Source organism: Pseudonocardia sp. OZ21, from assembly GCF_059359135.1.
Genome location: NZ_JCADBN010000008.1, coordinates 255469 through 267088, shown reverse-complemented (window position 1 = coordinate 267088; position 11620 = coordinate 255469). Strand labels below are relative to the sequence as shown.

Here is an 11620-nt window from a genome sequence, read left to right as displayed (position 1 = left end):
AGCCGTCGCCGTGAGCACAGCCTTCTCCGAGGGCCAGCAGGCCAGCGACAACCAGCAGGGCGCCGAGGGCGTGCCGGCTGGGGAGACCCAGCACGACAACGTCCTGGAGCTGTCGCGCGTCCGGCCCACGCCGGACATGGCTGTCACCAGCCTCGGCGCCTGCCGCATCACCTCGCCGATGGCCCCGCTGCTGGACGCCCGGCGCACCACCGAGCACTACGTCGACGAGCAGGACCGCGTGCTGCTCGACGACACGCTCGCCGGCATCAGCTCCCGTGGCGTGCCGGCCTCCGAGCTGCCGGGCATGGAGCCGTGCGGTCCGCGTCGCAAGATCTTCTTCGACCCGGCCAAGACCCGGGCGGCGATCGTCACCTGCGGCGGACTCTGTCCGGGCCTCAACGACGTGATCGCGGGCCTCGTCCGCACGCTGACCTACCACTACCGGGTGCGCCGCGTCGTCGGCATCCGCAACGGCTACCAGGGCTTCGTCGCCGACTACGGGCACGACGTCGTCGAGCTCACCCCGGAGTCCGTGCGCGACATCGCCACCGACGGCGGCACCGTCCTCGGCACCTCGCGCGGCCCTCAGGACCCCGACGAGATCGTCGACTGCCTGGAGCGCCTGCACGTCAACGTGCTGTTCGTCGTGGGCGGGGACGGCTCGATGCGCGGGGCCATGGAGATCGCGCGGACGGTGGCCGAGCGCGGGCTGCTGATCGCCGTCGTCGGCATCCCGAAGACCATCGACAACGACATCCCCTACATCGACCAGAGCTTCGGCTTCCAGACCGCGTTCAGCCTCGCCAGCGACGCCATCAGAGCGGCCCAGGTCGAGGCGAAGTCCACGGCCAACGGCATCGGGCTCGTCAAGCTGATGGGCCGGCACTCGGGCTTCATCGCCTGCTACGCGGCCCTGGCCCGCAGCGGCGCCGACGTCGTCCTGATCCCGGAGGTGCCGTTCGCGCTGGACGGCGAGCAGGGCCTGCTCGCCCACCTGCGCCGCCGCGTCGCCGAACGCGGGCACGCCGTCGTCGTGGCGGCCGAAGGGGCGGGTCAGGAACTGCTGGGCGGGTCGGGCGACGCGAGCGACGCCTCCGGCAACGCGCGGCTCCAGGACATCGGGCCGTACCTGCGGAGGCGGATCGGCGACTACTTCGCCGACGCCGGCGTCGACACCTCGATCCGCTACATCGACCCGAGCTACGCCATCCGCAGCGTGCCCGCCAACCCCTACGACTCGGTGTACTGCGTGCGCCTGTCGCAGGCAGCCGTGCACGCGGCCATGTCGGGGCGCACGGAGATGGTCGTCGGCCGCTACCGCAGGCGCTTCGTCCACATCCCCATGAAGGTGGCGGTGAGCAGGCGCAACCAGGTCGACCCCCACGGCGACCTCTGGATGGCCGTCCTCGAGTCCACCGGCCAGCCCGTGCGCTTCGGCTGAGCCGCGGGGCTCGCGGCGAGATCCACGGATCGGCCCTGGGGAGGCCGAACACCCGGATCTCGCAGCGATCTCCGCAGGTCCGGACGGCGGCTCGCGGCCGCTGATCGCGGCGAGACTCACGGATCGGCCCCGGCGAGGGCGAACACCCGCATCTCGCGGCGATCTTGGGGCTGCGCGGGCCGGAAAGCCCCACCCGCCCCTGAGGTGGGCGACTCGCGGGCCGGGAACGGGCGACTCGCGGGCCGGGAACGGGCGACTCGCGGGCCGGAAACGGGCGACTCGCGGGTGGGGGCGGTGTGGGGGGTGGTGATTGTTGTGAGATCCGCCTGTCGGCCCAGGCTGGGGCGAATGCGCGGATCTCGTGGCGATCTTGGGGCCGCCGGACGGCCGGAGGGCGGGCGGCGCGCGGCCTGCGCCCGCGATACTGATCGGGTGCACGGGCTCGCGATGCGGTTCCTCGGCCACTCCACGGTACGGATGGAGCTGGCCGGGAGGGTGGTGCTCACCGACCCGGTCCTGACCCGGGGGATCGGGCCGTTGCGCCGGGTCGGGCCGGCTCCCGCGGTCGCCGACCACGCCGACGTCGACCTCGTCCTGATCTCGCACCTGCACGGCGACCACCTGCACCTGCCGTCGCTGCGCCGGTTGCCGCGCAGCGCGCGGGTGGTGGTGCCGCGGGGTGCCGGCGGGTGGCTACGCGCACGGGGGATCGAACGGGTGGAGGAGCTGGCGCCGGGTGAGAGCCTGCAGGACGGTGACCTGCGGGTCACCGGAGTGCCGGCGGTGCACAGCGGGCACCGGTGGGGCCCGCGTTCCACCCACGGCCCTCAGGCGCCGGCCATGGGACACCTGCTCGTGAGCCCGGACGTCCGGGTCTACGCGGCGGGCGACACCGACCTGTTCCCCGGCATGGCCGCGGTCACCGGGGACCGGCTCGACGTCGCGCTGCTGCCGGTCTGGGGCTGGGGGCCGACGCTCGGTCCCGGCCACCTCGACCCGGTCCGCGCCGCGGCCGCGGTGGAACTGCTGCGCCCACGGGTGGCGGTCCCGGTGCACTGGGGGACTCTCGCCCTCGCCGGGCTGGCCCGCGCCCCCGGGCGGGCGGGGGCGCGGATGCGCAGGCTGCTCGTCGAGCCACCGCGGGAGTTCGCGGCGGCGGTGAAGGCCGGGGGCGCGGGTACCACCGTGGCCGTCACGGAACCCGGCACCGCGGTCGCCCTGCCGTCCCCGTCGCCCCGACCACCCGGGCCCCCGTCCTCCCGATCGCCGCGCCCCGGTTCGGACGCCTTGTGATCGCCCTTTCCGGCAGCTGGACCGACCCGTCCGCCATCGGGTACCCGGCCCTGTTCGGCGGGGTGCTGCTCGGATCGCTGGTTCCGGTCGTGCCGACCGGTGCCGTGGTCGGGGCGGCCGCCGCGATCGCGACGACCACCGACCACCTGTCGCTCCCGGTGGTCGTCCTGCTGGCCGCGGTGGGGGCGTTGCTCGGTGACCTGGTGACGTTCGGCGTCGCCAGGGCGGGCAGCGGTGCGGCGTTGCGCTGGGTGGTGCGGGGGCAGACCCCGGAACGGCTGGCGTCGGCCCGCGTGCGGTTCGCGACGCGGGGCTGGCAGCTGGTCGTGGTCGGCAGGCTGGTTCCGGCCGGGCGGATCCCGGTGCTGCTGGCCGCCGGTGCGCTGGACTACCCCTGGCGCAGGCTCGTGCCCGCGGCCACCGTGGCCTGCCTGCTGTGGGCGGTCGCGTACGCCGCGCTGGGGATCGTCAGTGGCGGCCTGTTCGACAACCCGCTGGTCGCGACGCTGCTGGCGGCAGTGCTCGTGCTGGTGCTCGGCGGCGTCGCCTCGCTGCTGGCCACGTGGCTGCGCCGACGGAGGGCAGGCCGGTGAGCGCGACGGCCGGGCCGGGGCACGGCGCGGGGCGGCTGCTGAGGGGCGGCCGGGTGGTGGCCCGCGTGCTGCTGGTGTGGGTGCTGTCGGCAGGTGCGCTGCGGCTGCTCGATCTGTGGCTCCCTGGCTTCTCCATGGCGGGCTGGTGGCAGCCGATCGTGTGCGCTCTGCTGTTCGGGGTGCTCAGCGCGGTGGTGTTTCCGTTGATCCTGCGGATCGCGTTGCCGATCGCGGTGTTCACGCTGGGGATCGGGTCGTTCCTGGTGCTCGGCGCGGGAGTGCTGGCGATCTCCTTCGTGGTGCCGGGGGTGGTGATCGCCGACTTCGAGACGGCGGTCGTCGTGGCGGTCGCGGTGTCGGTGCTCGCCGCGCTGGCGTCCGGCCTGCTGGCTCTCGACCAGGACGAGCTGTTCTTCCGACGCGCGGCGCGGCGAGGGGCCCGGCAAGGCACCGGCGGAGACGCCGAGATGCCGCCCGGTGTGCTGTTCCTGCAGGTGGATGGGCTGGGCATGGACACGGTGCGGCGCGCCGTCCGCGACGGGGACATGCCGACGTTCGCCCGCCTGCTCGCCACCGGGAGCCACCGGCTCACCGAGTGGAACACCGACTGGAGCTCGCAGACCGGGGCCAGCGTGTGCGGCATCCTGCACGGCGACAACGACGACATCCTCGGCTTCCGCTGGTACGAGAAGGACCGCGACCACGTCATGGCGTGCTCGCATCCCGAGGACGCCGCGGAGATCGAGCGGCGCCACTCCGACGGTGCCGGGCTGCTCAGCGTCGACGGAGCCGGGCACGGCAACCTCTTCACCGGCGACGCGGCGCACGTGAGCCTGACGATGAGCGCGCTGCCGGTGCTGGCCGGGGCGGCGCGTAGGCGCCGGTCCGGGCGTCTCGGAGCCGGCTACTACGCCTACTTCGCCAACCCGGCCAACACCCTGCGCACCCTGGCCGGGGCCCTCGTCGACGTCGGCCGGGAGATCTCGGCGTCCACCCGGCAGCGGCGCGCCGGAGTGGTGCCGCGCGTGCGCCGCGGCGGGTTCTACCCGTTCGCCCGCAGCGCCACCACGGTGATCGTCCGGGACGTCGTGGTCTCGGCGATCATCGAGGACATGCTCGCCGGCCGCGCGGCGATCTACGCCGACTTCCTCGGGTACGACGAGGTGGCCCACCACTCCGGGGTGGAGCGCTTCGACGCACTGGCGGTGCTGCGGTCCATCGACCAGCAGATCGGGAGGCTGTACCGCGCCACCCAGCTAGCGCCCCGCCGCTACCAGATCGTGGCGCTGTCGGACCACGGTCAGACCCAGGGCTGGGCGTTCACCGACCGGTTCGGCGAGTCGGTCGAGGCGCTGGTGGGACGGCTGTGCGGGGCGCCGCAGGCTGAGCCCCGCCGGGGCGTCAACTCCGATGCGGGCCGGGCTTCGGAGCGGTGGCAGGTGGGAGCGGCGCTGGCCGAGGCCTCCACCGGGAGCGGCCCGATCGCACGCAGGCTCCGGGCGCGGGTGGAACGGGCGGGCTCGGCGCCGGACCACCCGCGCACCGTGACCGGGGCCCCCGGGGCGGTCACCCGGGTGGCGCCCGGCGTCGTCGTGGTGGCCTCCGGGCACGTGGCGATGGTGTCGTTCACCGAGCACGACGGCCGGGTCGAGCTGGAGACGATCGAGCGAGAGTTCCCCGAGTTGCTGCCCGCACTGGTCGACCACGCCGGTGTGGGCTTCCTGCTGGTGCGCAGCGCCGAGTCCGGCCCGATCGTGCTCGGCCGCGACGGGGTGCACCGGCTGGCGACGGGCGAGGTGCTCGGGGAGGACCCGCTCGGTCCCTACGGGCAGCACGCCGCCGATCTGGTCCGGCGCGTCGACGGGTTCGCGCACTGCCCCGACATCATGATCAACAGCAGGTTCGACCCCACCATGGAGGAGGCGTCGCCGTTCGAGCCGCACGTGGGTTCGCACGGGGGGATGGGAGGTCCCCAGTCGAAGGGCTTCCTCCTCTACCCCGCGGATCTGCCCGCGCCCGGGGAGATCGTGGGAGCGGAGGCGCTGCACCGGGTGCTGCGCGGCTGGCTCACGCATCTCGGGCAGCCCGAGCCCCCGGTCGGGGCGCCGGCCTCGCCGACCGTCTCGGCGGGATGAGGCGAGTCTGCGACGCAGGGGAGACTGGAGTACATGAGCAAGGCGACGAGTGATTCCCCGGCTCTGCGTGAGCCCGCAGGGGATTCCCCGAGTGACCAGTCGGAACGGCGGGATCCCTTCGTGCTGGTGCACGGGGCCTGCCACGGCGGCTGGTGCTGGGTGCGGGTGGCCCGGTTGCTGCGGGCAGCCGGCCACGAGGTGTTCACGCCGACGCTCACGGGTCTCGGCGAGCGCGCGCACCTGCTGACCGCTGACGTCGGGCCGTCGAGCATGGTGCAGGACGTCGTGGCGGTGCTGGAGACCGAGGAGCTGCGCGACGCGGTGCTGGTGGGGCACAGCTTCGGCGCGCTCGTCGCGCTGGGAGTCGCCGACCGGCTGCCCCACCGGCTGCACCGTCTCGTCCTGCTCGACGGCGTGGTGGTGGACCCGGGGGAGCCCGGGTTCGCCGGGTTGCCCCCGGGAACGGCGGAGAGCCGCACGGCGGCGGCGCAGGCGACCGGCAACGGGTTGGCGTACCCCCCGCCGTCGGCCACCGTGTTCGGCCTGAGCGACCCCGACGACGCGGCATGGGTGGACCGGCAGCTGACCCCGCAGCCGCTGCGCTCCTACAGCGAGCCGTTCGAGCTGCGTGCGCCGCTGGGCAACGGCCTGCCGGTCAGCTACGTCTGCTGCACCGACCCGCCGTACTCGGCCATCCACTCGGCGCACGCGATCGTGCGGCGCGAGGGCTGGGAGTGGCGCGAGCTCGCCACCGGGCACGACGCCATGATCACGGCCCCGGACGCGACGGCGGCCGAACTGCTGCGCTGACCGTCCGATCCGCTCCGGGATCGTTCCGTCGCGGGACGGTCCCGGAGCGGAACGTCTTCTACGATGGCGGTCATGGCCCTGCGCAGCAACGATGAGATCCGCGGCGATCTGAGCTACCTGTTCGACAAGGCGAGCCAGGCGCTCTCGGCACGGATGGGCGCCGCACTCGCCGAGCTCGAGATCACCCCGCGGAGCTACTGCGTGCTGACCAAGGCCGCACCGGGTGAGCTGACCCAGGGCGAGCTTGCGGAGCTGGCGCTGCTGGACAAGACCACCATGGTCGTCACCCTGGATCATCTGGAGAACGTCGGGCTGGCCCGGCGTGCGCCGTCTCCCACGGACCGCAGAGCACGGATCGTGCAGACCACCGACGAGGGCAGAAAGGTGGTCGACAAGGCGCGCACGGTCATCGAGGGCGTCTACGACGAGGTGCTCGGGGTCCTGCCCGACGTCCAGCGTGCGGTGCTGCTCGACGCGCTGGTGGCGCTGGTCGGAGCGGGTGGTCCGCTGGCGGACGTGGAGCCCGACCCGAATGCTCCGCGCCGGCGGGCCCAGAAGTCGTCCCGGACGGCCTGATCTCGAACCAGATCGTCTACAACAAAACTATCTGTTACGGTCCCTCCTGTTCGCCAACAGGAGGGACCGCCATGACGTCGACCGGCACCCGCCCGGCCATCCGCCCCGCGCCGTCCCGATGGGCCGCGCTCACCGTGCTCTGCGCCGGCATGCTCATGATCATTCTCGATGGCACGATCGTCAGCGTGGCGCTTCCGGCGTTGCAGACCGACCTCGGCTTCACCGCTGCCGGACTTGCCTGGACCGTCAATGCCTACCTCGTCCCGCTCGGCGGCCTGCTCCTGCTCGCCGGCAGGCTCGGCGACCTCCTGGGCAGGCGGCGCATGCTGGTGGCAGGCCTCGCGCTCTTCGTCGTGGCCTCGTTGCTCTGCGGGCTCGCCGGCAGCGCCGGGATGCTGGTCGTGGCCCGGTTCCTGCAGGGGGTGGCAGCGGCGATGGCGTCGGCAGTGGTCCTCGGCATGATCGTCGGGCTCTTCCCCGAACCGAAGGAGCGGGCGCGGGCGATCGGCGTCTACGCCTTCGTCGGCGCGGCCGGGGCGTCACTCGGGCTGCTGCTCGGCGGGGTGCTCACCGAGACCGTCGGCTGGCGCTGGATCTTCCTCGTCAACGTCCCGATCGGCGTGGCGGCGGTGCTGCTCTCCCTGCGGGTGATCGAGCGTGATGTGCCGGTACGGGGTGGCCTGCGGGGCGCCGACATGCTCGGCGGCGTGCTCGTCACGGCAGGCCTGATGCTCGCGGTGTTCGCGATCGTCGACGGCTCGGGGACCGGCAGCCGGCTCGGCCTCGGTGCGCTCGCGGTGCTGCTGCTCGTCGGGTTCGTCGTCCGCCAGCGGTACGCCGCTGAGCCGCTCGTCCGGCTGGGCATCTTCCGCTCGCGGGCGGTGTCCGGCGGCAACCTCGTGCAACTGCTCATGGTGGCCGGGATGCTGGGGTTCCAGTTCACTGCGGCGCTGCACCTGCAGCGGGCGCTGGGCTACGCGCCCGCGCAGACGGGGCTCGCGCTCCTGCCTATCGCGGTGACGATCGCCGTCGTCTCGCTGTCCGTGTCGGGGCGCCTGATCGCCCGGTTCGGGCCGCGCCCCCTGCTCCTGGTCGGCGAGGTGCTCCTCGTGGCGGGCCTGCTGCTCCTGACCGGTCCGTCGACCGGGACCTACGTGGTGGACGTGCTGCCGTCGATGCTGGTGCTCGGCCTCGGTGCCGGGCTCGCGCTACCGGCGGTGACCACGGTGATGATGTCCGACGCCACGCCGGCCGACGCCGGGCTGGCGTCCGGGCTCGCGAACACCAGCCAGCAGGTGGGCGGCGCGCTGGGGATCGCGGTGCTGGCCGCCATCGCGACCGCCCGGACCGATGCCGCGACGGCGGCGGGCGCGCCTCTGCGGGACGCCGTCGCCGGTGGCTATCACCTGGCCTTCGGCACCGCTGCCGCCGCGGTGGCTGTTGCGGCGCTGCTCACCCTCACCGTGCTGCGCACCCGCGCATGACCGAGGAACGAGGAGACGACATGTTCGACGAGCAGACGCGCGCACTGCTGGACGGAAGGAACTTCGCCACGGTCGCGACGCTGAACGGGGACGGCAGCCCGCAGACCTCCGTGGTCTGGGTCGAGCGGGACGGCGACACCGTCCTGTTCTCCACCACGGCGGCGCGCCGGAAGGCGCAGAACATCGCGCGCGACCCGCGGGTGAGCCTCACGTTCTTCGACACCGCGAACCCCTACCGGTCGGTGGACATCGCCGGTGTCGCGGAGCTGGTCGAGGACAGGGAGAAGACGCTCCCGCGCCGGCTGTCGCACAAGTACCTCGGCGAGGATCCGCCCCCCGAGCCGGCAGAGCTGCTGCGGCTCATCGTCTCGGTGGTGCCGCACAAGGTCACGGGCTTCTCCGTGTGACGTCCACGCCGGCCGGAGGGCTGGCATAGGGTCTGAACGTGCTCGATGACGACCAGCCGGCCACGGGACCCCTGGCCGGGGTGGTCGTCGCCGACTTCTCCCGGATCCTGGCCGGGCCCTACGCCACGATGCTGCTCGCCGACCTCGGCGCCACGGTGATCAAGGTGGAGGGCCCCGGCGCCGGCGACGACACGCGCACCTGGGTGCCGCCCAGGTCGGAGGACGGCACGGCCACCTACTACCTCGCGATCAACCGGGGTAAGCGCTCCATCGTGCTCGACCTGGCCGATCCCGCCGATCTCGAGGCCGCTCAGCGCCTCGCCGCGCGGGCCGACGTGATGATCGAGAACTTCAAGCCGGGCGGGCTGGCGCGGTTCGGCCTCGACCACGCCACCGTCGCGGCGGGCAACCCACGCATCGTCTACTGCTCGATCTCGGGCTTCGGCACGGCGGCCGGCGCCGCGCTGCCCGGCTACGACCTGCTCGTGCAGGCGACGTCCGGCCTGATGAGCGTCACCGGCGCGGCCGACGGGCCGCCCTACCGGGCCGGGGTCGCCGTGTTCGACGTGATCACGGGCCTGCACGCCGCTGTCGCGATCCTGGCGGCCCTGCAGCACCGCGAGCGCACCGGCGAGGGCCAGAAGGTGGAGACGAACCTGCTCTCCGCGGCGCTGTCCGGCCTGGTCAACCAGACGTCGGCGGTACTGACCGGCGGCGTCGTCCCCGGGCGTCTCGGCAACGCGCACCTGAGCCTGTTCCCCTACGAACCGCTCCCCACCGGCGACGGCGAGCTGATCGTCATCGCGGCCAACGACCATCAGTTCCGCCGCCTCGCCACCGCGATCGGCGCACCCGAGCTGCTCACCGACCCGCGCTTCGGGTCGATGGGCGACCGCAACGCCCACCGCGACGAGCTGCGGACGCTGCTCCTGGCCCGGCTCGCGACTAAGTCGGCGCAGGAGTGGTTCGACATCCTCGCGCCCGCGGGGGTTCCGTGCGGCCCGATCAACACGATCGACGAAGGGCTGGCGCTCGCCGAACGGCTCGGGCTGGACCCGGTGGTGAGGCCCGGCGGGGTGGCGAGTGTCCGCAACCCGGTGACGTACTCCGCCACGCCGCCGTCCTACAGGAGGCCGCCGCCCGCGCTGGGAGCCGACGGCGCGGAGATCCGCGCCTGGCTCGACGACGAACGCTGAGCTGCCGGCACCCACCATGACAACGGCGCTCCCGTCCACCGGAGTGGACGGGAGCGCCGTGGCGTCCCCCGAGATGGATCAGTCAGTTGCCGAACGGGCTGCTGTCGCTCCCGCCGCCGTTGTCGCTCCCGCCGCCGTTGTCGCTGCCGCCGTTGCCGTTGTCACCGCCGCCGTTGCCGTTGCCGTTGTCGCCTCCGCCGTTGCCGCCGCCGAAGCCGTTACCGCCACCGCCGCCGAAGGGGTTCCGGCCGCCGAACGGGTTGGCGCCACCCTGGCTATGGCCCCCGCCCGCGGTGGTGGCCGCCTTGTCGGGCTGGCTGCCCAGCGTCACGTTCACCGTGTGGGTGGCGCCTCCATTGGCCCCCTGCACCGTGAGTGCCACCTGCTGGCCCGGGGCGTTGGCGCCGATCCGGGCGATCAGGTCGGCGAAGTTCTGCACCGGGGCATTGCCGACCTTGGTGACGATGTCACCCGTGGCAAGCCCGGCCTGCGCGGCGGGCGAACCGGCCTGCACCGCGGCGATCGGAGCGCCGCCACCCGTGCCGCCCGAGGACGAGGCGTTGCCCTGCACACCGAGCACCGGCTTGGTGGCGGTGCCGCTGTTGATGAGCTCCTGCGCCACCCGCTTGGCCTGGTCGATCGGGATCGAGAAGCCGAGGCCGACGCTGCCGTCGCTCTGCCCGCCGCCAGTCGCGATGGCGGAGTTGATGCCGATGACCTGGCCGTCGAGGTTCACGAGCGGGCCGCCCGAGTTGCCCGGGTTGATCGGCGCGTCGGTCTGCAGGCCGTTGTAGACCACGCTGGAGCCGTCCTCGCCCTGCACCTGCACGGTGCGGTCGAAGGCGCTGACGATGCCCGTGGTGACGGTGCCGGTCAGGCCCTGCGGTGACCCGATCGCGACCACCTGCTGGCCCACCTGCAGGCTCGAGCTCTGGCCCAGCGTCGCCGGCGTGAGCCCGGAGACGCCCTGGAGCTTGATCACAGCGAGGTCGTAGCTCGGCGAGGTGCCGACCACGGTCGCGGCGTGCTGGCTGCCGTCGGCGAGGGTCACGACGATCTGGCCGGTGGAGCCCGCCACCACGTGGTTGTTGGTGAGGACGTCGCCGTCGGCGGTGAGGATCACGCCGCTGCCCTCGGCGGTGCCCTGCGCCAGGTTGACGCGGATGTCAACGGTGCTCGGCATGGCCTTCTGGGCGGCTGCCGCCACCGTGCCCGGCGTCGCGGTCGTGGATGCCGGGCTGGCGGGGGCGGAGGTGAGCACCGCCTGCACGGGCTGGTCGCCGAGCAGCGCGTAGGCCCCGCCGAAGGCGGCGCCACCGCCGACCACCCCGGCGACCAGTGCGGCCGCCACGATGCCGGCCATGGTGCGCGGCTTGCGCTGCCTCCCGGACGCCGGGGCAGCGGCCGGTGCTCCGTAGGGAGGGAAGCCGGCGTGGGACGGGTACGCGGCCGTGGAGTACGGGTTGGCGCCGGGTGCCTCCGGCCCCATCGCGCCCGGACCCATCGAGTTCGGGACCGTGTGCTCGTGCTCGGGGGCGTACGACGGAACGGGGTGCTGGTCGGTGCGGGGGCCATCGGTCGAGGCGCTCGCGTCCCGGCCCTGCTCCCTCTGCTCGTCGCTCATGGGAACGACGATCCGCTCGGAACCTGGGAACTGCCTGAGGAGCGCCTGAAGAACCGCACCT

10 protein-coding genes are annotated in these 11620 nt (G+C 73.4%); 9 read left to right on the top strand and 1 reads right to left on the bottom strand.

Annotated elements, in window-relative coordinates:
* The first annotated feature begins 136 nt into the window (after positions 1-136).
* From AC5L35_RS20315 to AC5L35_RS20275, 9 genes are all read left to right on the top strand, one after another.
* Positions 137-1441: an ATP-dependent 6-phosphofructokinase gene (locus AC5L35_RS20315; protein WP_495061298.1), complete on the top strand. Its 1305-nt coding sequence runs from the start codon at positions 137-139 to the stop codon at positions 1439-1441.
* A 432-nt stretch (positions 1442-1873) separates the two neighbouring features.
* Positions 1874-2734, top strand: coding sequence for an MBL fold metallo-hydrolase (locus AC5L35_RS20310; protein WP_495061232.1), 861 nt, complete (start codon positions 1874-1876; stop codon positions 2732-2734).
* A complete protein-coding gene (locus tag AC5L35_RS20305; RefSeq protein WP_495061231.1) occupies positions 2731-3327 on the top strand; it encodes a DedA family protein in 597 nt (198 codons plus the stop codon). The genes AC5L35_RS20310 and AC5L35_RS20305 overlap by 4 nt, the downstream gene beginning before the upstream one ends.
* On the top strand, positions 3324-5462 hold the full coding sequence (locus tag AC5L35_RS20300; RefSeq protein WP_495061230.1) for a phage holin family protein: 2139 nt from the start codon (positions 3324-3326) through the stop codon (positions 5460-5462). Before AC5L35_RS20305 ends, AC5L35_RS20300 begins: the two co-directional genes overlap by 4 nt.
* A 120-nt stretch (positions 5463-5582) precedes the next feature.
* A complete protein-coding gene (locus AC5L35_RS20295) occupies positions 5583-6272 on the top strand; it encodes an alpha/beta fold hydrolase (RefSeq protein ID WP_495061229.1) in 690 nt (229 codons plus the stop codon).
* A 72-nt stretch (positions 6273-6344) separates the two neighbouring features.
* Positions 6345-6848, top strand: coding sequence for a MarR family winged helix-turn-helix transcriptional regulator (locus tag AC5L35_RS20290; protein WP_495061228.1), 504 nt, complete (start codon positions 6345-6347; stop codon positions 6846-6848).
* Between the two features lie 71 nt (positions 6849-6919).
* Complete coding sequence (locus tag AC5L35_RS20285; RefSeq protein WP_495061227.1) at positions 6920-8332, top strand: MFS transporter; 1413 nt, start codon at positions 6920-6922, stop codon at positions 8330-8332.
* 20 nt (positions 8333-8352) lie between these two features.
* Entirely contained in the window at positions 8353-8739 is a 387-nt protein-coding gene (locus AC5L35_RS20280) for a PPOX class F420-dependent oxidoreductase (protein WP_495061226.1), read from the top strand.
* A 38-nt stretch (positions 8740-8777) separates the two neighbouring features.
* On the top strand, positions 8778-9935 hold the full coding sequence (locus tag AC5L35_RS20275; protein ID WP_495061225.1) for a CaiB/BaiF CoA transferase family protein: 1158 nt from the start codon (positions 8778-8780) through the stop codon (positions 9933-9935).
* A gap of 82 nt (positions 9936-10017) precedes the next feature.
* Here the strand turns inward: AC5L35_RS20275 and AC5L35_RS20270 are convergent, their stop codons facing one another.
* Positions 10018-11559 carry a S1C family serine protease gene (locus AC5L35_RS20270; protein ID WP_495061224.1) on the bottom strand — a complete coding sequence of 514 codons (1542 nt, stop codon included), beginning with the start codon at positions 11557-11559 and terminating at the stop codon, positions 10018-10020.
* Positions 11560-11620: the final 61 nt, after the last annotated feature.

Bases quoted from the DNA above. Each gene is read 5' to 3' on its own strand.
- AC5L35_RS20315 (WP_495061298.1), top strand. From the start codon at position 137: ATGGCTGTCACCAGCCTCGGCGCCTGCCGCATCACCTCGCCGATGGCC.
- AC5L35_RS20290 (WP_495061228.1), top strand. From the start codon at position 6,345: ATGGCCCTGCGCAGCAACGATGAGATCCGCGGCGATCTGAGCTACCTG.
- AC5L35_RS20285 (WP_495061227.1), top strand. From the start codon at position 6,920: ATGACGTCGACCGGCACCCGCCCGGCCATCCGCCCCGCGCCGTCCCGA.
- AC5L35_RS20280 (WP_495061226.1), top strand. From the start codon at position 8,353: ATGTTCGACGAGCAGACGCGCGCACTGCTGGACGGAAGGAACTTCGCC.
- AC5L35_RS20270 (WP_495061224.1), bottom strand. From the start codon at position 11,559: ATGAGCGACGAGCAGAGGGAGCAGGGCCGGGACGCGAGCGCCTCGACC.